The sequence below is a fragment of the Stenotrophomonas sp. GD04054 genome (assembly GCF_029836955.1).
Lineage (GTDB): Bacteria > Pseudomonadota > Gammaproteobacteria > Xanthomonadales > Xanthomonadaceae > Stenotrophomonas > Stenotrophomonas maltophilia_A.
The window spans coordinates 1-22,541 of sequence record NZ_JAOECR010000062.1; the positions used below are offsets into that span (position 1 = coordinate 1).

General features: G+C 67.5%; 20 protein-coding genes and 1 tRNA gene. 13 read left to right on the forward strand and 8 right to left on the reverse strand.

Annotation, left to right across the window (positions count from 1 at the left end; translation table 11 throughout):
• Positions 1 to 297: 297 nt before the first annotated feature.
• Positions 298 to 372, reverse strand: a tRNA-Glu gene (locus N7573_RS19805).
• Between the two features lie 52 nt (positions 373 to 424).
• On the opposite strand from N7573_RS19805, the gene pcnB reads away from it, so the two are divergent.
• From pcnB to N7573_RS19850, 9 genes are all read left to right on the forward strand, one after another.
• Complete coding sequence (gene pcnB / locus N7573_RS19810; protein WP_279914055.1) at positions 425 to 1,804, forward strand: polynucleotide adenylyltransferase PcnB; 1,380 nt, start codon at positions 425 to 427, stop codon at positions 1,802 to 1,804.
• Between the two features lie 3 nt (positions 1,805 to 1,807).
• Positions 1,808 to 2,293, forward strand: coding sequence for a 2-amino-4-hydroxy-6-hydroxymethyldihydropteridine diphosphokinase (gene folK / locus N7573_RS19815; RefSeq protein WP_032128850.1), 486 nt, complete (start codon positions 1,808 to 1,810; stop codon positions 2,291 to 2,293).
• Positions 2,294 to 2,327: 34 nt separating this feature from the next.
• Complete coding sequence (panB, locus tag N7573_RS19820; protein WP_005416119.1) at positions 2,328 to 3,143, forward strand: 3-methyl-2-oxobutanoate hydroxymethyltransferase; 816 nt, start codon at positions 2,328 to 2,330, stop codon at positions 3,141 to 3,143.
• Entirely contained in the window at positions 3,140 to 3,979 is an 840-nt protein-coding gene (gene panC / locus N7573_RS19825; protein ID WP_279912870.1) for a pantoate--beta-alanine ligase, read from the forward strand. Before panB ends, panC begins: the two co-directional genes overlap by 4 nt.
• Before the next feature lie 66 nt (positions 3,980 to 4,045).
• The gene (locus tag N7573_RS19830) at positions 4,046 to 4,543 is read left to right on the forward strand and encodes a hypothetical protein (protein ID WP_279912869.1); all 498 of its coding nucleotides are present in this window, start codon (positions 4,046 to 4,048) and stop codon (positions 4,541 to 4,543) included.
• 87 nt (positions 4,544 to 4,630) lie between these two features.
• Positions 4,631 to 5,011, forward strand: a complete 381-nt coding sequence (gene panD, locus N7573_RS19835; RefSeq protein ID WP_032128853.1) for an aspartate 1-decarboxylase — start codon at positions 4,631 to 4,633, stop codon at positions 5,009 to 5,011.
• Positions 5,008 to 6,522, forward strand: a complete 1,515-nt coding sequence (gene pgi / locus N7573_RS19840) for a glucose-6-phosphate isomerase (RefSeq protein ID WP_279912868.1) — start codon at positions 5,008 to 5,010, stop codon at positions 6,520 to 6,522. Before panD ends, pgi begins: the two co-directional genes overlap by 4 nt.
• A 316-nt stretch (positions 6,523 to 6,838) precedes the next feature.
• Complete coding sequence (locus N7573_RS19845) at positions 6,839 to 7,045, forward strand: DUF6229 family protein (protein ID WP_049400943.1); 207 nt, start codon at positions 6,839 to 6,841, stop codon at positions 7,043 to 7,045.
• Between the two features lie 80 nt (positions 7,046 to 7,125).
• Positions 7,126 to 10,023: a type 2 lanthipeptide synthetase LanM family protein gene (locus N7573_RS19850; protein ID WP_279912867.1), complete on the forward strand. Its 2,898-nt coding sequence runs from the start codon at positions 7,126 to 7,128 to the stop codon at positions 10,021 to 10,023.
• A gap of 18 nt (positions 10,024 to 10,041) precedes the next feature.
• On the opposite strand, the gene N7573_RS19855 is transcribed toward N7573_RS19850, so the two are convergent.
• The gene (locus tag N7573_RS19855) at positions 10,042 to 10,611 is read right to left on the reverse strand and encodes a response regulator transcription factor (RefSeq protein WP_012510702.1); all 570 of its coding nucleotides are present in this window, start codon (positions 10,609 to 10,611) and stop codon (positions 10,042 to 10,044) included.
• The gene (locus N7573_RS19860; RefSeq protein WP_032128856.1) at positions 10,608 to 11,834 is read right to left on the reverse strand and encodes an ATP-binding protein; all 1,227 of its coding nucleotides are present in this window, start codon (positions 11,832 to 11,834) and stop codon (positions 10,608 to 10,610) included. Before N7573_RS19860 ends, N7573_RS19855 begins: the two co-directional genes overlap by 4 nt.
• A gap of 114 nt (positions 11,835 to 11,948) precedes the next feature.
• Here N7573_RS19860 and ispG point away from each other — a divergent pair, with 114 nt between their 5' ends.
• From ispG to N7573_RS19875, 3 genes are all read left to right on the forward strand, one after another.
• A complete protein-coding gene (gene ispG / locus N7573_RS19865; protein WP_180838578.1) occupies positions 11,949 to 13,214 on the forward strand; it encodes a flavodoxin-dependent (E)-4-hydroxy-3-methylbut-2-enyl-diphosphate synthase in 1,266 nt (421 codons plus the stop codon).
• The gene (locus N7573_RS19870) at positions 13,195 to 13,944 is read left to right on the forward strand and encodes a phosphatase PAP2 family protein (protein WP_279912865.1); all 750 of its coding nucleotides are present in this window, start codon (positions 13,195 to 13,197) and stop codon (positions 13,942 to 13,944) included. The genes ispG and N7573_RS19870 overlap by 20 nt, the downstream gene beginning before the upstream one ends.
• A 201-nt stretch (positions 13,945 to 14,145) precedes the next feature.
• Positions 14,146 to 14,793, forward strand: coding sequence for a response regulator (locus N7573_RS19875; RefSeq protein WP_004153112.1), 648 nt, complete (start codon positions 14,146 to 14,148; stop codon positions 14,791 to 14,793).
• Positions 14,794 to 15,123: 330 nt separating this feature from the next.
• Here the strand turns inward: N7573_RS19875 and N7573_RS19880 are convergent, their stop codons facing one another.
• The 5 genes from N7573_RS19880 to zwf form a co-directional block, all read right to left on the reverse strand.
• Positions 15,124 to 15,783 carry a bifunctional 4-hydroxy-2-oxoglutarate aldolase/2-dehydro-3-deoxy-phosphogluconate aldolase gene (locus tag N7573_RS19880; RefSeq protein WP_004153124.1) on the reverse strand — a complete coding sequence of 220 codons (660 nt, stop codon included), beginning with the start codon at positions 15,781 to 15,783 and terminating at the stop codon, positions 15,124 to 15,126.
• 205 nt (positions 15,784 to 15,988) lie between these two features.
• Positions 15,989 to 17,905 carry a phosphogluconate dehydratase gene (gene edd, locus N7573_RS19885; protein ID WP_121503724.1) on the reverse strand — a complete coding sequence of 639 codons (1,917 nt, stop codon included), beginning with the start codon at positions 17,903 to 17,905 and terminating at the stop codon, positions 15,989 to 15,991.
• A 58-nt stretch (positions 17,906 to 17,963) separates the two neighbouring features.
• A complete protein-coding gene (pgl, locus tag N7573_RS19890; protein WP_012510707.1) occupies positions 17,964 to 18,689 on the reverse strand; it encodes a 6-phosphogluconolactonase in 726 nt (241 codons plus the stop codon).
• Positions 18,686 to 19,693 carry a glucokinase gene (gene glk, locus N7573_RS19895; protein ID WP_049400948.1) on the reverse strand — a complete coding sequence of 336 codons (1,008 nt, stop codon included), beginning with the start codon at positions 19,691 to 19,693 and terminating at the stop codon, positions 18,686 to 18,688. The genes pgl and glk overlap by 4 nt, the downstream gene beginning before the upstream one ends.
• On the reverse strand, positions 19,690 to 21,126 hold the full coding sequence (gene zwf, locus N7573_RS19900; RefSeq protein ID WP_010484333.1) for a glucose-6-phosphate dehydrogenase: 1,437 nt from the start codon (positions 21,124 to 21,126) through the stop codon (positions 19,690 to 19,692). Before zwf ends, glk begins: the two co-directional genes overlap by 4 nt.
• A gap of 352 nt (positions 21,127 to 21,478) precedes the next feature.
• Between zwf and ugpC the strand changes: the two genes are divergently transcribed.
• Positions 21,479 to 22,541 (forward strand): sn-glycerol-3-phosphate ABC transporter ATP-binding protein UgpC (gene ugpC / locus N7573_RS19905; protein WP_279943264.1); only part of this gene is annotated, 1,063 nt, incomplete at its 3' end.

Below are 22,541 nucleotides of genomic sequence, written 5' to 3' on the forward strand. Positions count from 1 at the left end.
CCATGGGGGCTCGATGGCGCCATCCATGGCGCCAACGGTCCTGGATCGGCTGGCCTGCAGCCTCTCGACACATTGCGGGTGGCGGACGCAGGTCTGCGCGTCGGGATTGAATTGGCTGCGGAGGAGCGAGGCTGTTCGTGCCGCCGTCGCGGGAAATCGTCTGGAGGGGGTGGCCCGCCCCCTCCCACGCAGGAACAGGAAGGCGCTACTGCGACCAGGCCGACCGATGCCAATGCAATCCCCGGAAAACAGAAAAGCCCGCACGAGGCGGGCTTTTTCGGTTCCTGCTGCGGCGACTGGCGCTCCCTAGGGGACTCGAACCCCTGTTTTAGCCTTGAGAGGGCCACGTCCTAACCACTAGACGAAGGGAGCGTAACTGTGTCGCTGCCGAGGCAGGAGCGCTAGTATATGCACCTCGATGCCATTGGGCAATCCCGAAACTTCAACCGGAAGCGCCAACATCATTTCCTCTGCTACATCACCGTTCAGCCTGCGCGTCATCCCGCGCGACCAGCACACGATCTCCCGCAAGGACATCAGCCCGAACGCCCTGCGCGTGCTTTATCGCCTGCGCGATGCCGGCTTCGGCGCCTACCTTGTCGGCGGCGCGGTGCGCGATCTGCTGGTCAATGGCCAACCCAAGGATTTCGACGTGGCCACCGACGCCACGCCCGAGCAGGTCAAGCAGTTGTTCCGCAACTGCCGCCTGATCGGTCGCCGGTTCCGCCTCGCCCACGTCGTGTTCGGCCGCGAGATCATCGAAGTCGCCACCTTCCGTGCCAACAGCGATGACGGCAGCGGCGACCGCGAGATGGAAAACGGCATGCTCGTGCGCGACAACGTGTACGGCACCATCGAAGACGACGCCATCCGCCGCGACTTCACCTGCAACGCCCTGTACTACGCCATCGAGGACTTCTCGGTGCGTGATTACACCGGCGGCTTCGAGGACGTCCAGGCGCGCCTGATGAAGCTGATCGGCGACCCCGAGCAGCGTTATCGCGAAGATCCGGTGCGCATGCTGCGTGCGGTGCGCCTGGCGGCCAAACTCGGCTTCCAGATCGAAGAGGGCACCGCCGCGCCGATCCCGCACCTGGCCGGCCTGCTCAACGAAGCCGCACCGGCGCGCCTGTTCGAAGAAGTGCTCAAGCTGTTCCTGTCCGGGCACGGCGTGGCCAGCTTCGAAGGCCTCGAACGTTACGGCCTGCTGGACGTGCTGTTCCCGGAGAGCGCCAAGGCGCTGAAGTCCAACCGCACCGGCGCGCTGCGCCGCATGCTGGTGGAGGGCCTGGCCAACACCGATGCCCGCGTGGCCAACGATGAACCAGTCTCGCCCGCGTTCCTGTTTGCGCTGCTGCTGTGGCCGGCGTTCTGCCGCGCCCAGGCAACCCTGCTCAAGCAGGGCGTGGCACCGGAAGAGGCGCAGCGCCGTGCCGCCGATCGCGTCACGGTGCAGCAGCTGAGCACCATCGCGCTGCCGCGCCGCTTCTCGCTGCCGATGCAGGAAATCTGGCTGCTGCAGTCGCGCTTCAGCTCGCGCCAGCGCAAGCGCGTGTTCCGTACCCTGACCCATCCGCGCTTCCGCGCTGCGTTCGACTTCCTCAGCCTGCGCCAGGTGGCCTCGGCCGAGCACGTCGCCGATGTCGAGTTCTGGCGTGAGGCGCAGGCGCAGTCCGGTCGCGAGCTGGAATCGTCGCTGGACGTGATGCACAGCGAAGAGGGGGATGACGAGAGCGGGGCACCGCGCAAGCGCCGCCGTCGCCGCCGTCGTCCGGGTGCCCCGGCCGGTGCGGCTGGCGAGTAAACGATGACCCTTGCCTGGATCGGCCTCGGCGCCAACCTTGGCGACGCGGCCGTCACCGTCGGCGCGGCGATTGCCGCGCTCGACGGCCTGCCCGATACCCGCCTGCGCCAAGCCTCAAGGCTGTACGCCACGCCGGCCTGGGGCAATGAAGACCAGCCGCCGTTCGTCAATGCGGTGGCTGCGGTCGAGACCACGCTGCCCGCCGATACGCTGCTGCAGGCGATGCTGGCGCTGGAGCAGCGTTTTGGTCGCGTACGCGATCCGGCGGTGCACTGGGGCCCGCGCGCGCTGGACCTGGACCTGCTGCTGTATGGCGCGCAGGTGCTCGACCAGCCTGGTCTGCAGGTGCCGCATCCTTACCTGCACGAGCGTGCCTTCGTGTTGGTGCCGCTGGCCGAAATCGCGCCGGATCTGGCCATTCCCGGCCATGGCCGCGTGCGGGATGCAGTGATGCGGGTGGATGCCTGCGGGATTGCGCCGATAGGGTGATAATGCCCGGGTTATCTCCCCCGGTTATCAGCACATGAGCACCCACGCAGACAGCAAGCCCTGGACCGTTCCCGCCCTGGCCGAGGCCAAGCGCAATGGCCAGAAGCTGGTCATGTTGACCGCCTACGACGCCGGCTTCGCCCGCACTTTCGATGCCAACGGCGTCGACCTGATCCTGATCGGCGATTCGCTGGGCATGGTCGTGCAGGGCCATGATTCGACCTTGCCGGTGACCGTGGCCGACATGGTCTACCACACCCGCGCCGTGGCCCGCGTGCTGCAGCGTGCGTTGCTGGTGGCCGACCTGCCGTTCGGCGCCGATGCCACCCCGGAGCGCGCGCTGGATGCCTCGTTGCAGCTGCTGCAGGCCGGCGCCGAGATGGTCAAGATCGAAGGTGCCGGCTTCAAGGTCGACATCATCCGCTACCTGGTGGAGCGCGAGATTCCGGTCTGCGCGCATCTGGGCCTGACCCCGCAGTCGGTGCTGCGACTGGGCGGCTTCAAGATCCAGGGTCGTGGCGATGCCGCGCGCCAGCTGGTGGAAGATGCCAAGGCTGTGGCCGCTGCCGGCGCCAGCATCATGGTGCTCGAATGCGTGCCGACTCCGGTCGCCGCCGAAGTGACCGCTGCGGTGGATGTGCCGACCATCGGCATTGGCGCAGGCCCGCAGTGCGATGGCCAGGTGCTGGTGCTGCACGATTTCCTCGGCCTGGACAGTGGTCATCGCCGTCCCAAGTTCGTCAAGGATTTCCTTGCCGAAGGCGGTTCGGTGGCCGGTGCCACCCGCGCCTATGCCGACGCGGTGCGCGACGGCAGCTTCCCCGACGAACAGCACGCCTACGCCCAATGATCCAGACCTTCAACGAGCTCGGCGCACTGCGCGGGCAGATCGCCCAGTGGAAGCGCGAGGGCCTGCGGGTGGCGCTGGTGCCGACCATGGGCAACCTGCATGGAGGTCACCATTCGCTGGTGACCCTGGCCCGCCAGTACGCCGACAAGGTGGTGGCGAGCATCTTCGTCAACCCGACCCAGTTCGGGCCGAACGAGGATTTCAGTCGCTACCCGCGCACGCCGGAGGCCGATGTGGCCGGGCTGGAGCAGGCCGGCTGCGATGCGGTGTGGCTGCCCAGCGTCGAGGTGATGTACCCGCTGGGGGTGGACAAGACCACGCGCATGCACGCGCCGGGCGTGAGTGAAGTGCTGGAGGGCGCCAGCCGTCCGGGGCACTTCGATGGCGTGTGCACGGTGGTCGCGCGCCTGTTCCTGCAGGTGCAGCCGGACGTGGCCGTGTTTGGCCGCAAGGACTACCAGCAGCTGGCCGTCATCAAGCAGATGGTGGCCGAACTGTCGTTCCCGATCCAGATCGTCGGTGCGGACATCGTGCGCGACGAGGATGGCCTGGCCAAGAGTTCGCGCAACCAGTACCTGAGCGCCGAACAGCGCCCGCTTGCGACCAGCATCCACCGCACCCTGCTGGGCATGCGCGAGGGTTACGTGGCTGGCCAGTCGCGCGCGCAGATCGAGGCCGACGCAACGGCCGCGCTGCAGGCGGATGGTTTCCAGGTCGACTACGCCGTGTTGCGCACGCCGGAACTGGCCGAGCCGACCTTCGACGGCGGTGGCCGCGTGGCGCTGATCGCCGCACGCCTGGGCAGCACGCGCCTGATCGACAACCTGGAGTTCTGAGCCGCATGCGGCTCCGGGGCGCCCGCAACGGGCGCCTCTCGACTTCCCACGGACGGGAGACCGGAAATGAAGACCCCCAGCACCGATACTGGCCGTCTTGCCCAGGCCTCGATCCTGGCGGTGCTGGCCGCCGGCATGCTGCCGGCCCAGCTGTTTGGCGGGCTGTTGTTCGCGCTTGTATTCAGGCGCACGCCGATGCCTGCGCTCACCGGCGGTGGGCTGATGTTCGTGTTGGCCGTGTGCAATGCGATCGCGGTGTTGCTGCCGATGGCGCTGATCCTGCAGTCTCAACAGCGGCTGCGCCGGACTGGATTCGTGCTGGTCGGCTTCGGACTGGGCGCGCTGGCCATGGCCACCTGCACCTGGCCGGGCGCGGACAATGGTCCGCTGCTGCAGCGCCTGCGCTATGTCGACACCTTCGACGTGATCAGCTATGCCTTGCAGGTGCTGGCCGCAGGTGGCTTCGGCCTGGTCGCCGGGCTGGCCTTCCATACGGTGTTCCGGCTGTCTCTGGAGGGCAGTTCCGGGCATGCCGCGCCGCCGCCGCCGGGGGAGGGGGCCTGAACAGCCTTCAGCATCCTGTTGCGGCCCCCTGACGATGGCCAAGCGGGTGCTAGAATCCGCTCTTTCCTTTGCCGTTGCAGCGCCCCCATGCACCTGTCCCTGCTCAAGACCAAGATCCACCGCGCCACCGTCACCCATTCCGAGCTGAACTACGAAGGCTCGATCGCCATCGATGACAACCTGCTGGCTGCCACCGGCATCCGCGAGTTCGAGCAGGTGCACATCTGGGACGTGACCAACGGTGCGCGCTTCTCGACCTACGCCATCCGCGCCGAAGCCGGCAGCGGCGTTGTCTCGCTCAACGGTGGTGCTGCGCGCCACGTGCAGGTCGGTGACATCATCATCATCGCCGCGTTCGCCAGCATGACCGAGCAGGAAGCCGACAGCTTCAAGCCGAAGCTGGTGTACGTTGATGGCAAGAACCAGATCTCCCACACCAACGACACGATCCCGACCCAGGCCGCATGACAACGAACAACGGATTCGACTCGCTGCATTCCCACGCCCAGCGCCTGAAGGGCGCAAGCATTCCCAGTCTGCTCGCCGCCGAACCCGGCCGCGTGCAGGACCTGGCGCTGCGGGTCGGTCCGTTGTACGTCAACTTCGCGCGGCAGAAATACGATGCCGCGGCGTTGCAGGCCCTGCTCACGTTGGCCGCCGACCGTGATGTCGGTGGTGCCATCACCCGCTTGTTCCGTGGCGAGCAGGTCAACCTGACCGAAGGTCGCGCCGCGCTGCATACCGCGCTGCGCGGCGACGTGGTCGATGCGCCGGTGGCGGCCGAGGCCTATGCCACCGCGCGCGACATCCGCCAGCGCATGGGCGTGCTGGTGCGTGCGCTGGAAGACAGCGGCGTCACTGACGTGGTCAGCGTCGGCATCGGTGGTTCCGATCTCGGTCCGCGCCTGGTCGCCGATGCGCTGCGCCCGGTCACCGGTGCGCGCCTGCGCGTGCATTTCGTATCGAACGTGGACGGCGCCGCCATGCAGCGCACACTGGCCACGCTGGATCCGGCGAAGACCGCCGGCATCCTCATCTCCAAGACCTTCGGTACCCAGGAAACCCTGCTCAACGGCCAGATCCTGCACGACTGGCTGGGTGGCAGCGAGCGCCTGTACGCGGTCAGTGCCAATCCGGAACGTGCCGCCAAGGCCTTCGCGATCGCCGCCGATCGCGTACTGCCGATGTGGGACTGGGTCGGTGGCCGTTATTCGCTGTGGTCGGCCGTTGGTTTCCCGATCGCGCTTGCGATCGGCTTCGAGCGCTTCGAGCAGCTGCTGGACGGCGCCGCGCAGATGGACGCGCACGCGCTGGATGCACCGCTGGAGCGCAACCTGCCGGTGCTGCACGGCCTGACCGACATCTGGAACCGCAACGTGCTGGGCCATGCCACGCATGCGGTAATGACTTACGACCAGCGCCTGGCGCTGCTGCCGGCCTACCTGCAGCAGCTGGTGATGGAAAGCCTGGGCAAGCGCGTGCAGCGTGACGGCCAGCCGGTTACCACCGACACCGTGCCGGTGTGGTGGGGCGGCGCGGGCACCGATGTGCAGCACAGCTTCTTCCAGGCACTGCATCAGGGCACCAGCATCGTTCCGGCAGATTTCATCGGCTGCGTGCACAACGATGATCCCTACACGATCAATCATCAGGCCCTGCTGGCCAATCTGCTGGCGCAGACCGAAGCACTGGCCAATGGCCAGAGCAGCGACGACCCGCACCGTGATTACCCGGGCGGCCGCCCGAGCACGCTGATCCTGCTCGACGCGCTGACCCCGCAGGCGCTGGGTGCGCTGATCGCCATGTACGAACACGCCGTGTACGTGCAGTCGGTGATCTGGAACATCAACGCGTTCGACCAGTTCGGTGTAGAGCTGGGCAAGCAGCTGGCCAGTGGCCTGCTGCCGGCGCTGCAGGGTGAGGATGTGGCGATTGCCGATCCGATGACCCGCGAGATCCTGGCGCAGCTGAAGGGCTGACCCGGGCTGCGGATGTGCCGGCGCCCGCCGGCCATCCGATGCCTCTGCGGTTGCCTTCGATCCGGTCGCGCAGGAATGGCGGCGCGGCTACTCATTCCACGTCACTTCCGTACTGCACGTGCAGCGTATTCGTGCGTCCTGCCGCAGCGCAGCTTGACGCACTTCACACGCGGATGCAGTGTGCACGGGCGGCTGTACCTGTCATCCAGTATCGCTCGCAGCATGATGTTGATGCCAGGGACTGGCCGTATCCGAAGGGACGTGGAATCGATCCATGTCCTCAACGCCTCATGTTGTGAATGACAGGAGATTGCGAATGGATCTGAACGACGATGTTGTGTCCGGCTGGCTCAATGGCTCGGACGATGTGGATGGATGCGCCAACCCTGCGGGTTCGCTGTTCATCTATGGCGCTGGGGCCACCGAGTCCGCGCTCACGTCGGCCTCCGACACCCTGATCACCGGTGGCGGTACCGAGTGCACCACCACGATGTCGGTGGTCAATCACTGCCTGTGCTGTTGATGTAGCCCGAGCCGGCACGCAGCGGCTTGCGCTGCGTGCCGGCGACTGGAACATACTCTGGACACTTTGCAGGGGGCGTAATGACCGCTTCTCCGGCTGCGGCCGCGTTTGCGCGCATCACCGAATATTTTCTTGTCGACGCGCGCACAGCGTTGGCGGCTGGCCTGCATGACCCCGCCATCGATCTGCGGCCAGACGAGCGCGCACTCCTGCATGAGCAGGGCGATGCGGCGCTTCGTGAACATGCCCAGCTCAAGCTCAACCGCGTACTGCTGCTGGAACTGCATGCGGCCGCGCGCGGTGGTGACATCGGCCCGCTTGAGGGCGCCGGTGCGCTGGACGAATTCGTGGCCCTCGCCACCGGCGAGGGCTTCCATGAGCATCTGCAGCGACGCTACCCGGTGCTGCTGCCGCGGCTGTCGCGCATGCTCGAAGGACAATGTGCGGCTGTGGTGGAGCTGGCCGCGCGCATCGGCCGTGATCGTGCGCTGCTGACGGACCTGCTCGGCAGTCCGGCAGGATCGCTGCGTGCCGTGTCGCTGGGGCGCGGTGACCTGCACGGTGGCGGCCGGACCGTGGCGCGGTTGCAGTTCGACGGCGGTACGCTGATGTACAAGCCGCGCTCGCTGTGCATCGATGCCACGCTTGATGGCCTGCTTGAAGCCGTCTTCGGCGAGGGCCCTGGCCGGGTACGCGTGCCGCGCGTGGTGGATCGTGGCAGCCACGGCTGGGCTGCATTTGCCGAGCACCGTTATTGTTCCGGTGACGAAGAGCTGCGCGCCTACTACCGCGGTCTCGGTCACTGGCTGGCCATCCTGCGCCTGGTGGGCGGGACCGACATCCATCTGGAGAACCTGATCGCGGTCGGGCCGGTGCCGGTGGTGGTCGACGCCGAAAGCGTGTTCTCGCAGGTCATCGACGTCGAACCATCCGGTCTGGGCGATGCCTATGACACGGCAGTCAAGCTGATGCGCAATTCGGTGCTGCGCACCGGTATCGTGCCGTTCCGCACCACCGGCCTCGGCATGGAAGGCGTGGACCTGTCCGCCGCCGGCGCACTGCCGGGCGAGCAGCCGCGCGTGCAGGTGCCGGTGATCATCGAAGACGGGACGGCGCCGGCGCGGCTGGGCCTGGTCGAGGCAGAGGTCGCCATCGCACAGAACCATCCGAGCCCGCAGCCCGATGTGTCGTTGTACTGGGATCACATCAGCGAGGGTTTCGTCGATGCCAGCGGGCGCCTGCGTGCGCTGGATGCCAGGGGCGAACTGATGCCGTTGCTGGCCGGTTTCGAAGGCTGCCAGGTGCGGGATGTGCGGCGGCCGACAATGGCCTACGCCGAGCTCGGGCGGATGCTCTGGCATCCAGCCTCGCTGCACAAGGAAGCCCAGGCGGTTGAACGCGCGATCGATCTGCTGGTGCGCAATGCAGCGGTGTCACCGGCTGCGCCATCGGACCTGGAAACCGTACGTGGAGAAGTGGACGACCTGCGCCACGGTGACATTCCGATCTTCACTTCACAGCTGGACGCGACCCGCATCCGCTCCATCGCCGACAACTGGCGTGCGATGCGCATCGACCTCGAAGACGTGACCATCCGCAGCACGTTGGTGGCCACCGACCTGAACCAGCACGCGCTGGCCCGCGCCGAGGCTCGGTCCGGCTATAGCTACGCCGCGCAGCAGCCTCGCGCGGACGATCTGGACCTGCGCCGACGAACGCTTGCGGCACACGCGGTGAAGAATCTTCTGCGGCTTGCCGTGCACGGTGAAGACGGTTCGATGACCTGGATCACGCCCGAGGTGACCCGCACAGGATGGACCGTCCAGCCGGTGCAGCCCGACCTGTATTTCGGGCTGGGAGGCATTGCGTTCGCGCTGGCGGCCTACCGCCGGGAAGTGGAGCAGGGACGTGCCGATCCGGTGGCTGGGTTGGATCCGGCCATCGAAGGCGCCATTGCGGTATTCCAGACCATGTGCGAGCGCCATCCCGCCGGGATCGATGGTGGTTTCGTCGGCTCGGGCTCGCAGATCTGGACCCTGCTGGCATTGCATGATCTGCTGCAGCGCCCTGCACTGCTCGCGCTGGCCGAGCGCTGTGCGGAAGGAGTGGAACGTCGTGGTTTCCAGGGGCCGGTGAAATTCGAACTGATTGATGGCGTGTCCGGCATGATCCTGCCGTTGCTGTCGCTGGCCGGGGCTACCGGAAACGCGCGCTGGCTGGAGTTGGCGGCTGCAGCCGGGCGCCGCATGCAGGAAGCAGCGATCGTCGATGCCGACGGCGCACGCTGGCCGACGCCACAGTTCCGCGAGCCGATCGGTGGCTTTGGCCACGGCGCGATGGGCATGGGCTGGGCGCTGGCACGGCTGGCGCGTTCGGATGCCGGCAGCGTGCCTGAGCGGGCCGCCTGGCGGCAGCTGGCCGAAGGAGCCTTTGCGTTCCAGGCGGCGCTGTTCGAGTCGCATACCGGGCGCTGGCGCGATATCCATCTGGAGGACGGGCAGAAGAATTTCCCGACCTGGTGCCATGGCAGTGTTGGCATCGGTCTGGCGGCGGCGGATCTGTATGCCCGCACCGGCGATCCCGCGCAGTTGCGTGACATGCGGCGGGCTGTGGCCGACGCGCGCGGCAAATGGGGGTTCAGCCACACCCTGTGCCATGGCGATGTGTCCACCCGGGAGCTGCTGGTGCTGGCGGCTGCGCTGGATCCGGAGGGATGTCCCTATCCGCAGGACGAGGCCGCCATCGAGATCGTTTCTTCGATCGAGGAGCACCAGGGCATGGTCGGCGGGCTGACCCGCGCGGCCTTTACTCCGGGCCTGATGATCGGCCTGGCAGGTGCGATCTATGGCTTCCTGCGCATGCATCCGGCCTGCGCGCTGCCGTCGCCGCTGCTGCAGGAGACGGTAGCGGCGCGGGTCGATGCGACGGCGTCGCGCTCCAGCGCCGCGCAGGACCGAGCAGTGCTGGCCGAGGTCTGAGCCGGACGGGTCCGGCGATCAACGGCTGGGATCGCGTTCCGGGCTTGGCCGCTTGGCCAGCTTGCGCTGCAGCGAACGCCGGTGCATGCCGAGCAGGCGCGCTGCCGCGGACACGTTGCCGCCGGTCTCGTGCATCGCCTGCTGGATGTGTTCCCACTGCAGGCGGCTGATCGGCGTCATCGCATCAGGTACTTCCATTTCACCATCGTCGGCCGGGCCGTCGTCTTCCTCGCCGAGCGCGCGCAGGATCATCGGCACCGTGGCCGGCTTCGGCAGGTAGTCGTCGGCACCGAGCTTGATCGCCTCCACGGCGGTGGCGATGCTCGCGTAGCCGGTCACCAGCAGGATGCGCATGTCCGCGCGCAGGGCACGCAGCGGCTGGATCAGTGCCAGGCCGGAATCGCTGCCCAGCTTCAGGTCGATCAGCGCGAACGCCGGCGGATGCTGGCGGGCCAGCGCCAGCGCACTGGCGGCATCCTGTGCGGTCTGCGTTTCAAGCCCCTTGCGGGCCAGGCTGCGCTGCAGGGTGCGCAGGTACAGCTCGTCGTCGTCGACCAGCAGGCCCAGGGTGGAGTGATGAAGGCTCATGGGGTGTCCTCACGTGGGGTCAGCGGCAGGCGGAAGCCGACGCGGCTGCCGGCCCCCTGGGCCGGGCGCATCCACATCTCGCCGTCGAGGCGTTCGATGGTGGCATGGGACAGGGCCAGGCCGACGCCCATGCCCTCGCTTTTGCTGCTGCCGAACAGCTTGCCCGGCAGCACCGCGGCACGGGCGTCGAAGCCGTGGCCGTAGTCGCGGACTTCGCCGATCAGGTCGTCGCCTTCGATGCGCAGGTCCAGGTCCACGCGCGGCCGGCCGGCCTGCTCGCCGGCATCGGCGGCATTGTTGAGCAGGACCATCAGCAGATGGCCCACGCCCGGGTCGAGTGGCAGCCGCAGCGGCGCATCGTCATTGCGATGCAGGTCGATGGTCGGCCGCACCAGGCGCCACTGTTCCAGTACCTGCTGGGCGCTGGAGTGGCTGCGACCCGGTGCATCGGCCGAGGCCGGTGCGGCCAGCGCCAGCACGCGCTCGCGGCACTGCACCAGCAGCTCGCGCAGGGTTTCCATGTCTTCGCGTACTTCGGGCTCTTCGCTGCGCTCGGCGACGTCATCGGCGAGCAGGGTCATGGTCGCCAGCGGCGTGTTCAGTTCATGCGCCACCGAGGCGGCATGGGTGGCCAGGGCGACGATGCCCTCGTTGCGGGCGAAGCGTTCGCGCAGGGCCGACAGTTCCAGTTCGCGCTGGCGCAGCGCCAGTGCCAGGCGGGTGGAAAAGGTCAGCACGACCGCTGCGGAAATCAGGAAATTGGCGACCACGCCCCAGCGGTTGAGGTCCTGGGCGCGGAAATAGCCATCCGGCAGCGACTGGCCGAAGATGCCGCTGGCGGCGTAGCCGAGCAGGCAGGCCAGCGCCACTGCCAGTGCCCAGCGCAGGGGCAGGGCGAACGCGGCCAGCGCGATCAGGATCAGGAACAGCGAACTGAACGGGTTGGCCATGCCGCCACTCCAGCCCACCATCCAGGTCAGGATGATCACGTCCACCAGGATGTGGCCGAATGCGGTCAGTGGCGCGGTGTCGGCCGCCTCCGGGCGCAGCTGGGTGTAGATGTTGAACAGGGTCAGCACGGCCACGCCCGCCCACAATGGCAGCTGCGGCAACGGCAGGCCCAGCACCCAGGTGGCAACCAGGATGGTGGCGGCCTGGCCGCCTACGGCAAGCCAGCGCAGGCTGCACAGGGTTCGGAGAAACGGGGCGTCGGGACCGGTCATTCACGCTCATCGTATGCGTTCACGCGTGCACATGCCTGCGACAATCGGCCGCAGCCGTGCCGCCGGCTGAATGCGAGTCACCCGGAATGCGGAGGCGGGCGGTAGAATGCGCCCATGCACGACGCCGTTACCCGCCCGACGCCCCCTTCCGATGCCACTGCCTGGCCCCGCCGCCAGACCCATGCCGTCCAGATCGGCGGGGTCACCGTAGGCGGAGGCAAGCCGGTCGTGGTGCAGTCGATGACCAACACCGATACCTCCGACGTGGCTTCCAGCGTGAAGCAGGTGGCCGAGTTGTGGCGTGCGGGTTCGGAAATGGTGCGGCTGACCGTCAATACCGTGGAAGCGGCTGCGGCGATCCCGCGCATCGTCGACAAGCTGGCGATGATGGGCATCGACGTGCCGCTGATCGGTGACTTCCATTACAACGGCCACCAGTTGCTGACCGCCGAACCGGCCTGTGCCGAAGCGCTGGCCAAGTACCGCATCAACCCGGGCAACGTCGGCTTCGGCAAGAAGAAGGACCTGCAGTTCGCCCAGTTGATCGAGTTCGCGATCCGCTACAACAAGCCGGTGCGCATCGGCGCCAACTGGGGCTCGCTGGACCAGGCCCTGGCGGCAAGGCTGATGGACGAGAACAACCTGCGTGAGCAGCCCTGGGACGCCGGCCGCGTGCTGCGCGAGGCGCTGATCCGCTCGGCGCTGGATTCGGCAGAGCAGGCGGTGGAGCTCGGCCTGCCGCGCGACCGCATCGTACTGTCGGCCAAGGTCAGTGGCGTGCAGGAGCTGATCGCGGTGTACCGCGACCTGGCCCAGCGCTCGGATTTCGCCCTGCACCTGGGCCTGACCGAGGCCGGAATTGGCAGCAAGGGCATCGTCGCCTCGTCCGCGGCGCTGAGCGTGCTGCTGCAGGAGGGCATCGGTGACACCATCCGCATCTCGCTGACCCCGGAACCGGGCCAGTCGCGTACGCAGGAAGTGATCGTCGCCCAGGAGCTGCTGCAGACCACCGGCCAGCGCGCCTTCACGCCGCTGGTCACGGCCTGCCCGGGCTGCGGCCGCACCACCTCCGAGTTCTTCCAGGAGCTGGCCAAGGTGGTACAGAACCACGTGCGCGAGAAGATGCCGCTGTGGAAGATCCACCACCCGGGTGCGGAGAACATGACCCTGGCGGTGATGGGCTGCATCGTCAACGGACCGGGTGAGTCGCGCCATGCCAATATCGGCATCTCGCTGCCCGGCACGGGTGAAACGCCTGCAGCGCCGGTGTTCGTCGATGGCGAAAAGAAGGTGACCCTGCGTGGCGAGAACATCGCCCAGGAATTCGTCGCCCTGATCGACGATTACGTCGAACACAAGTATGTCCGAAGCGCCGGATAAGCCTGCGATCCTCGCTGCACCGGAGTCCGCCTCCGGCTTCCGCCACTGGATGGCGCGCAATGCCTGGCGCCTGGTCCTGCTGTTCGGTGGCGTGCTGCTGCCGCTGGCCGGCTTCGTCGCCCTGGCTGACGAGGTGCACGAGTTTGAATCGTTCCATTTCGATGCGCCGCTGCTGTGGCAGATGCATGGCCTGCATTCGCCGCTGCTGGACCGCTTCTTCGTGCTCATTTCCAGACTGGGCTACGAATGGTTCCTGATCCCGGCCGACGTGCTGATCATCGGCCTGCTGCTGGGCTACCGGCGTTGGCGCGAGGCGACCTTCGTGGCGGTCAGCTTCGTCGGCTCGGCGCTGCTGAACATGGGCAGCAAGCACTTCTTCCAGCGCCAGCGCCCCAGCCTGTGGGAATCGATCGCGCCGGAATCGACGTTCAGCTTCCCCAGCGGCCATGCGATGGGCTCGATGACCCTGGCAGTGACCCTGGTACTGCTGGCCTGGAACACCCGCTGGCGCTGGCCGGTGCTGCTGCTGGCACCGGCATTCAGCCTGCTGGTCAGCGTGTCCCGGGTCTACCTGGGGGTGCATTACCCCTCAGATATCCTGGCCGGATGGTGTGCCGCGCTGGTTTGGGTGGTAGGGTGCTATCTGGTCATGTTCAGTCGTCGGCACCCATGGCGACGTCACGGCTCGCCGCCAGCGAAGGCCAGCGAAGCATCATCACAGGGGGATTGACGTGGATGGCCCTTGAGGGACGTCTACGTGATAGATCAGTTGTTTCGTTGCAGCAGGTTCTGCAAGACAGGGGGCAAGCACAACGCGCGGTAGTGTGATGCGCAAGGCAGATTGCCGGGGTCGCATTCCGAACGCGCTTGCAGGGGTATCGGCACCCTGCCTAGCTTGACCTGCAATGGCCGCATTCGAAGAGGTACGTGAATGACGATTCGAGTCTACCTGGTGGATGACCACGCGCTGGTCCGCACCGGGATGAAGATGATTCTGTCGGGGGAAACCGACATCGAGGTGGTGGGCGAAGCCGAGACCGGCGAAGACGCGCTGCGTGAAGTCCGCCAGCTGCTGCCCGATGTGGTGCTGTGTGACCTGCACCTGCCGGGTGTGAGCGGCATGGAAGTGACCGAGCGCATCGTGCGCAGCCACCGCAATACCCGCGTGGTAATCGTGTCGGTGCTGGAAGATGGCCCGCTGCCGAAGCGGCTGCTCGAGGCTGGCGCCGCCGGTTACATCGGCAAGGGCTGCGATGCGCAGGAGCTGTTGCGCGCGGTGCGTGACGTGGCCGGTGGCCGCCGTTACCTGGGCACCAGCATCGCGCAGAACCTGGCGCTGTCGACGGTGGAAGGCAACGGTTCGCCGTTCGACAGCCTGTCACCGCGCGAGCTGGAAGTGGCACTGCTGCTGACCCAGGGCCTGCGCCAGGAAGACATCGCGCGGCGGCTGAGCCTGAGTGCGAAGACGGTGAACACGCACAAGGCGCGGTTGTTCGAGAAGATGGGGATCCACGACAACATCGCGCTGGCGCGCATGGCCAGCCAGTACGGGCTGGTGGATCCGGCACGGCCGCTGTAAGGGGTTCGGCCAACGGCGAAGCCCCTCGCGGTGTGCGGCAGGATTCGTGGGGTTGGCCCTGCGGAGGGATTGCGCAGGGGACGCCGTGAATCCATCCCTGGAGGCTCGGGCGCGCCATCCATGGCGCTTACGCCCCTGCGCAATCCCTCCGCAGGGCCACGGACAGGTTCCGTGCGCGTCCACCGCGGAATGAAGAAGGAAGAGCAGGAGCGGGTCGCGCGCTGTGCGCGCTCGTCGCCCGGGGTCGGATCCCTTTCCCGGTGGGAAAGGGCTCTGACCCTTGATGATGCCGGAGCCGAGCGTGGGCGCGGCTCTACACCTTTGTCGGGCTCAGTGGCCGCGCACGCGCTTGATGATCTTCGCGGCGTCGGCGGCGCTGGCGCGCACCTTGTCCCATTCGCCGTTGGCGATCCAGTTGCCCGGTACCATCCACGAACCGCCGATGCAGACCACGTTCTTCTGCTCGAGGTACTCGGCGGCGGTGTTTTCGGTGATGCCGCCGGTCGGGCACAGCTTGAGGTCGGCAACCGGGCCGGCCAGGCCCTTGATCATCGCCAGCCCGCCCACGGCCGTGGCCGGGAACAGCTTGCACACGCGGAAGCCGCGCGCATACAGCGACAGCAGCTCGGTCGGCGTTGCCGCACCCGGCACCACCGGCAGCGGCGCAGCGGCCAGTGCATCAGCCAGCGCCGGCGGCGTACCCGGGGTCACCAGGAAATCCGCACCCGCATCGATGGACTGCTGCATCTGCTCCACGGTCAGCACCGTACCGGCACCCACCACCACGTCCGGCAGCTCGCGCTTGAGCATCGCCAGCGCTTCCATCGCCACCGGCGTGCGCAGGGTCAGCTCGATCGCCGGCAAACCACCTTCCAGCAGCGCCGCGCTGACCGCACGCGCCTGGTCCAGCGTATGAATCGTCACCACCGGCAGGATGCCCGCCGCACGCAACAGCTCCGCCGCCTTCACCTGATGTTGTTCGATACCCATGCTTTTGCCCTTGCCTTTGCTCTTCTTGATTCAGTGGCCGCAGCGCAAATGACGCGCCGGGAATTGTCCAAGGGCAGTAGAGCGCCCTGGCCGGGACCGTGAGCGGCATGGATGCCGCGATCGAGCCCCCATGGATGGGTTTACGGCGTGTCCCGGCCAGGGCGCTCTACTGCCCAAGCCGGGAAGCCTGCCGCGGCTTTTCGCTTCAGGCGTCTTTCGCCTCATGCGGCGCCGCCGCCGCCGCGGCATCGTGCCCCAGCTCATACTCCGCGTCGTACTCCCATGGCCCACCATCAGCCGCCGCCGGCCCGCACGAAATCGAAATCGCACCCTGGTCGGCCGGACCCACCACACGACGGTTGATCGCGAACAGGTTGCGGCCCAGATCATGCGCGGCAGGCGCGGTGTTCGGCGCCAGCGGACGTGCAGCCCATTCGGCTGCGTCCACCAGCACTTCCAGCGTGCCGGCCTCGCCATCGAGGCGGATCATGTCGCCCTCGCGCACCTTGGCCAGTGGACCGCCGCGCGCCGCTTCCGGCGTCACATGGATCGCCGCCGGAATCTTGCCCGAGGCGCCGGACAGGCGGCCGTCGGTGACCAGTGCCACGCGCCGGCCCTGGTTCTGCAGCAGGCCCAGCAGCGGCGCCAGCGAATGCAGTTCCGGCATGCCGTTCGCACGCGGGCCCTGGTAACGCACCACCGCCACGAAATGCTCGGGCAACAGGCCGCCGGCATGCAGCTTGTTCAACACCTGCGGCGCATCGACCACCACCGCCGGTGCTTCAATCGTGCGGTACTGCGGCTTCACCGCCGACAGCTTGATCAGCGATTTGCCCAGGTTGCCGCGCAGCAGGCGCAGGCCACCCTGGTGCTCGAACGGATTGTCGACGCCACGCACCACTTCTTCGTCGGCGCTGCGTTCCAGACCCGGCAGGTAGACCAGCTGGCCGTCGCGCAGCTGCGGTTCGCGTGCGTAGTCGGCCATGCCGCCACGCGCCACGCTGACCAGGTCGCCGTGCATCAGGCCGGCCTTGATCAGTTCGCCGAACACGAAGGCCGGGCCACCTGCTGCGGCGAAGCGGTTTACATCGGCTTCGCCGTTCGGATAGACGCGGGCCAGCAGCGGGATCAGCTGCGACAGCTCGTCGAAGTCGTCCCAGGTCAGCACGATGCCGGCCGCACGCGCCACCGCGATCCAGTGGATGGTGTGGTTGGTCGAGCCGCCGGTCGCCATCAGTGCGATGACCGCGTTGATGATCGCGCGCTCGTCGATGATCCGGCCCAACGGGCGGAAGTCGTCGCCGAGTGCCGTGATGTCGAGCGCGCGCTCGGTGGCTTCACGGGTGAGGGCGTCGCGCAACGGCGTGCCTGGATTGACGAACGATGCGCCCGGCAGCTGCACGCCCATCGCTTCCAGCAGCACCTGGTTGGAGTTGGCGGTGCCGTAGAAGGTGCAGGTGCCGGCGCCGTGGTACGACGCGGACTCCGCTTCCAGCAGTTCTTCGCGGGTGGCTTCGCCGGCAGCATAGCGCTCGCGCACTTCGGCCTTCTGCTTGTTCGGGATGCCCGGGGTCATCGGGCCGGCCGGCACGAACACCGCCGGCAGATGGCCGAAGGCCAGCGCACCGATCAGCAGGCCCGGCACGATCTTGTCGCACACACCGAGGTAGACGGTGGTGTCGAACATATCGTGGCTGAGCCCGATCGCGGTGGCCTGCGCGATCACATCGCGCGAGAACAGTGACAGTTCCATGCCGCCGCGGCCCTGGGTGACGCCGTCGCACATCGCCGGCACGCCGCCGGCCACCTGTGCGGTGGCGCCCAGCTCGCGGGCGATCTCGCGGATCTGCTCGGGATAGGTCTCGAACGGCTGGTGCGCCGACAGCATGTCGTTGTAGGCGGTGATGATGCCGAGGTTCGGCGTCACGCCACCGCGCAGGCGGCTCTTGTCGGTGCCGCCGCAGGCGGCGAACCCGTGGGCGAGGTTGCCGCAGCTCAGGCGGCTGCGGAACGGGCCTTCACGCAGGGAGGCGTCGATCGCGGCCAGGTAGGCGGCGCGCGAGGCGGCGCTGCGGCGGATGACACGCTCAGTGATGGCTTGCAGTTGCGGATGGAGGCTCATTGGCTACCGGCGTTCGTGGTGGCGAGAGGCAAGCGGCGGCACGGTGCCGCCGCCAACATCAATCAGCCCAGTGGACGCGCAGACGCGCGCCTTCCAGGTTGATCGCATTGAGGATGGGGTACTGCTGGGCGTCATTGCTGTCCAGCGCCTGGCGCAGTACCTGCAGCTTCTGCTTGCCGCGCAGCAGCAGCAGGCGCTGGCGGCACTGGCGCAGGCCATGCGGGGTCAGGGTGATGCGCAGCGGCCACTGGTTGGCACCCGGGCAGCCGGTGGCATCCAGCGCCGCGTAGGGCAGGGTGCTTTCCAGTGCGCGGGCCAGGTCCTTCGAGCCGGGGAACAGCGAGGCGGTGTGGCCGTCGTTGCCCATGCCCAGCGCCACCAGGCTCGGCGGTTGGCTGTGCTGCGCCTGCAGGTTGGCGGTGTACACGCATTCCGGAAGCGGCTTGCCGATGCGCACCAGCGGATCGAAATGCGCACCTTCGGCGCGCTTGAGCAGATTCTCGCGCACCAGCCAGGCATTGCTGTCGCGATCCTGCGGCGACAGCCAGCGCTCATCGGCCAGGCTCACTTCCACGCGGTCCCAGTGCACGTCCAGTTCGGCCAGCGCCTGGTACACCGGTGCCGGCGTGGTGCCGCCGGACAACAGGATGCGGGCGCGGCCCACTTCGTTGATGTCGTGGTTGAGGGTCTGCGCCATCTCGGCGGCCACCGCCTCGATCCAGCCATCGGCATCGCCGTGCTGGATGAACTCGATGCGGTCGTCGTGGAAGGTGGTGGGGCTCATGCGGCAACTCCAGGTGCGTCACGTTCGGCGTCGGCGGCATAGGCGGCGGCGCCCAGTAGTCCGGCGTGGGGGTGCATCACGGCCAACGAGGGCACCCGCGCCATGATCGAGGAGAAGCGGCCCTTGTGTTCGAAGCGCTGGCGGAACCCGGAGTGCTGCAGCGAATCGAGCATCTTCGGGGTCAGCCCTCCGGTCAGGAACACGCCGTCCCACGCGCCCTGGGTCAGCACCAGGTCGCCTGCGATGGCGCCGAACACGGCGCAGAACACATCGACGGTGCGCATCGCCTGCGGGTCACCGTGCAGGGCGCGGGCGGTCACGTCCACCGGCTGCAGTTGGCCCGGATCGATGCCGGCCATCTCGCATACGGCGCGATGGATGTTGACCAGGCCAGGGCCGCAGATCAGGCGCTCGTTGGAGACGCGGCCGAACTGTTCGGACAGGATCTCCAGGATGCGGATCTCCTCCGGGGTTCCCGGCGGGAAGCTGACATGGCCGCCTTCGGTTTCCAGCGGGTAGCAGCGGCCGTGGCGCAGGATCAGGCCACCGACACCCAGGCCCGTACCCGGCCCGATCACCGCGTAGTTGCGCGGCTGGCCGGGTTTGCCCGGCACCCAGGCGGCACCGCCGACCTGGACCACGTCATCGGGCTGCAGCAGCGAAATCGCCATCGCCTGTGCGGCGAAGTCGTTGATCAGGTGCAGCTCGTTGAAGCCGAGCATGGCGGCGGTGCGGCTGCGCGAGATCACCCACGGGTGGTTGGTGATGCGCGCTTCGTCACCGTCGACGCGACCGGCCACCGCGAACACGCCGCGGCTTGCCGTGGCGCCTATCTGTTCCAGATGGTGGCGCGCGGCATCACCCAGCGACGGGAACTCCGCTACCGCGTATTCGCGGATGCTGTCCTTCTGCAGCGGTGCGTCCTGCGAGGTGTCGGCCAGGGCGAAGCGGGCGTTGGTACCGCCGATGTCGGCGACCAGCACTGGCTGCGAGCTGGCACTCATGCCGACGCTCCGCTGTCCGGCGCGTCCACGCCCTGCGGCAGGAACTCGCCCGCATTGCTCGGGCCCCATTGGCCGGCGGGGTAGGGCTCCAGCGGCAGCTTGGCGTCCTTCCAGGCGTCGGCGACGCTGTCGATCCACGCCCAGGCGGCGCGCACTTCGTCATCGCGCACGAACAGCGTGTGGTTGCCGTTGAAGGCATCCAGGAACAGGCGTTCGTAGGCGATGCGGCGGTGCAGGCCAGTCGGCACCGACAGTTCCAGTTCCAGCGGATGCAGCTCCAGCGCGCCCCATTCCGGGCCGGCCAGGCTGCTCATCAGGCCCAGTTCGATGTTCTCCTGCGGCTGCAGCTGGAACACCAGGCGGTTCGGTGCGGCCTGCGCGCGCTGCGGGCGCTCGAACAGCCAGTGGGTGACCGGCTTCAGCGTGACCACCACGCGGGTGGTGCGTTCGGGCAGGCGCTTGCCGGTGACCAGGTGGAACGGCACGCCGCTCCAGCGCCAGTTGTCGATATGCGCGGTGACCCCGGCGAAGGTCTCCACGTCGCTGCCTTCCGGCGGCTGGTAGGCCTGGGCCGGCTGGCCGTTGATGGTACCGGCGGTGTAGCGGCCACGGATGCTGTCACGCGCGGCGTGCTTGGCATCGAGCGGGCGCAGGGCGCGCAGCACCTTGACCTTCTCGTCGCGGATGCGGTCGGCTTCCAGCGAGGCCGGCGGCTCCATCGCCACCATGCACAGCAGCTGCAGGATGTGGCTCTGCACCATGTCGCGCAGCGCGCCGGAGCGGGCGTAGTAGGCGTCGCGGCCATCCACGCCTTCGCTCTCGGCCACCAGGATGTGCACCGATTCGATGTAGTTGCGGTTCCACACCGCTTCCAGCAGCGTGTTGCCGAAGCGCAGCGCGATCAGGTTCTGCACCGCCGCCTTGCCCAGGTAGTGGTCGAGGCGGAACACACGATCCTCGTCGATCCACTGGCCGATGGTGCTGATGATTTCCTCGGCGCTTTCGCTGTCGCTGCCGATCGGCTTCTCCAGCATCAGGCGTGCCGGTGCGGCGAGGGCGCCACCCTTGGCCAGGCCTTCGCAGGTGGAGATGTACAGGCCCGGCGGAATGGCCAGGTAGCTGACGCACTTGCGGTGCACCAGGTCGGAGACCGCGGCGGCAACCGAGTCGACGTCGCGCAGGTCCACCGAACGATAGTCGATGCGGCGCAGCAGGGCGCTGATGTCGTCTTGCGTGGCCATCGGCATGGCCTGCTGCAGGCGCGGCCGCAGGATGTCATGGAAGGCTTCGGTGTCATGCCCGGACAGGGCCAGCGCACGGATGCGGAAGTCCTCCGGCAGCAGGCCGTCGCCAAGCAGGCGAAGCAGCGAAGGGAACAGGTAGCGCTGGGCCAGATCACCTGTGGCACCGAACAGGAAGAGGGTGTCGTGCATCGCTCGAGTTTCAGATCCGGGTGACATCGTTGTCAATCGCTTCATGGCTGGGTTCGGGGGACATCCGCGCAACTGCCTGTCCGAGGTTCGTCAGGGGCGATCTCCGGGGTAGCGGAAGACCGTTCCATTCGAAACCACTGCCTCGGCGGAACCTTCGTTCAACCGCCGACGCAGATCGGTGCGCACCGATCATCGGATAGTGCCACGTGAAAACGTTTACATGGCAGAATGGGCAACTGTATTCGATTGCAGTGCTCGCCGTCATGCGGCAGGCGCGCAATCATCACTGCCATCGGGAGGGCCGAGGCAGTCCCAAAAGACAGCCCGGCTTCGGGCGGACCGGATAGGTGATATGGCAAAAGTGCAGTTGCAGGGTGTGCGCAAGGTCTATGACAACGGCCAGGTCGCGGTGAAGGACGCCAGCTTCGAGGTCGCCGATGGCGAGCTGATGGTGCTGGTCGGTCCGTCCGGCTGTGGCAAGTCGACCCTGCTGCGGATGGTGGCTGGCCTGGAGGAGATCAGCGGCGGCACGCTGACCATCGGTGATCGCGTGGTCAACGACGTGGCGCCGAAGGACCGCGACATCGCCATGGTGTTCCAGAGCTACGCGCTGTACCCGCACATGACCGTGGCCGAGAACCTGGCCTTCGGCCTGAAGCTGCGCGGGCATGACAAGGCGACCATCGACAAGCGCATCTCCGAAGCAGCGCAGACCCTGGGCCTGACCGAGATGATGGACAAGCTGCCCAAGGCGATGTCCGGTGGCCAGCGCCAGCGTGTTGCGCTGGGCCGTGCACTGGTGCGCGAGCCGGCGGTGTTCCTGCTGGACGAGCCGCTGTCCAACCTCGACGCCAAGCTGCGCCACAGCGTGCGCACCGAGATCGCGCAGCTGCATCGCAAGCTGGGCACCACCATGATCTACGTGACGCACGACCAGGTCGAAGCGATGACCCTGGGCCAGCGCATCGTGGTGCTGAAGGACGGCATCATCCAGCAGATCGATACGCCGATGGCGCTGTACGATCGCCCGGCCAATCTGTTCGTGGCCGGTTTCCTCGGCAGCCCGGCGATGAACGTGCTGCGTGGCATGCTGCAGGGCGATGCCGGTGGCGTGACCGTGGTCGACGGCGAATGGCGTGCACCGCTGGGCCAGGCCACGATCGATCCGGCGTGGCTGCAGAAGCCGATCGCGGTGGGCGTGCGCCCGGAACACCTGCAGCCGGCCAGTGCCGATGATGCGCATGTATTTGCCGCACGCATTGAAGGCATCGAACCGGTCGGCAACGAGATCTTCGTCAACCTGAGCAGTGGCCAGCACGCGCTGACCATGCGCGTGGCGCCGCAGTCGCTGCCGGCGGTGGGCGAGCAGATCCGCGTGGCGATCCACCCGCAGGGCCTGCACTTCTTCAACCCGG

Bases quoted from the DNA above. Each gene is read 5' to 3' on its own strand.
- folK (WP_032128850.1), top strand. From the start codon at position 1,808: ATGACCCTTGCCTGGATCGGCCTCGGCGCCAACCTTGGCGACGCGGCC.
- panB (WP_005416119.1), top strand. From the start codon at position 2,328: ATGAGCACCCACGCAGACAGCAAGCCCTGGACCGTTCCCGCCCTGGCC.
- panC (WP_279912870.1), top strand. From the start codon at position 3,140: ATGATCCAGACCTTCAACGAGCTCGGCGCACTGCGCGGGCAGATCGCC.
- N7573_RS19830 (WP_279912869.1), top strand. From the start codon at position 4,046: ATGAAGACCCCCAGCACCGATACTGGCCGTCTTGCCCAGGCCTCGATC.
- panD (WP_032128853.1), top strand. From the start codon at position 4,631: ATGCACCTGTCCCTGCTCAAGACCAAGATCCACCGCGCCACCGTCACC.
- pgi (WP_279912868.1), top strand. From the start codon at position 5,008: ATGACAACGAACAACGGATTCGACTCGCTGCATTCCCACGCCCAGCGC.
- N7573_RS19845 (WP_049400943.1), top strand. From the start codon at position 6,839: ATGGATCTGAACGACGATGTTGTGTCCGGCTGGCTCAATGGCTCGGAC.
- N7573_RS19850 (WP_279912867.1), top strand. From the start codon at position 7,126: ATGACCGCTTCTCCGGCTGCGGCCGCGTTTGCGCGCATCACCGAATAT.
- N7573_RS19855 (WP_012510702.1), bottom strand. From the start codon at position 10,611: ATGAGCCTTCATCACTCCACCCTGGGCCTGCTGGTCGACGACGACGAG.
- N7573_RS19860 (WP_032128856.1), bottom strand. From the start codon at position 11,834: ATGACCGGTCCCGACGCCCCGTTTCTCCGAACCCTGTGCAGCCTGCGC.
- ispG (WP_180838578.1), top strand. From the start codon at position 11,949: ATGCACGACGCCGTTACCCGCCCGACGCCCCCTTCCGATGCCACTGCC.
- N7573_RS19870 (WP_279912865.1), top strand. From the start codon at position 13,195: ATGTCCGAAGCGCCGGATAAGCCTGCGATCCTCGCTGCACCGGAGTCC.
- N7573_RS19875 (WP_004153112.1), top strand. From the start codon at position 14,146: ATGACGATTCGAGTCTACCTGGTGGATGACCACGCGCTGGTCCGCACC.
- N7573_RS19880 (WP_004153124.1), bottom strand. From the start codon at position 15,783: ATGGGTATCGAACAACATCAGGTGAAGGCGGCGGAGCTGTTGCGTGCG.
- edd (WP_121503724.1), bottom strand. From the start codon at position 17,905: ATGAGCCTCCATCCGCAACTGCAAGCCATCACTGAGCGTGTCATCCGC.
- pgl (WP_012510707.1), bottom strand. From the start codon at position 18,689: ATGAGCCCCACCACCTTCCACGACGACCGCATCGAGTTCATCCAGCAC.
- glk (WP_049400948.1), bottom strand. From the start codon at position 19,693: ATGAGTGCCAGCTCGCAGCCAGTGCTGGTCGCCGACATCGGCGGTACC.
- zwf (WP_010484333.1), bottom strand. From the start codon at position 21,126: ATGCACGACACCCTCTTCCTGTTCGGTGCCACAGGTGATCTGGCCCAG.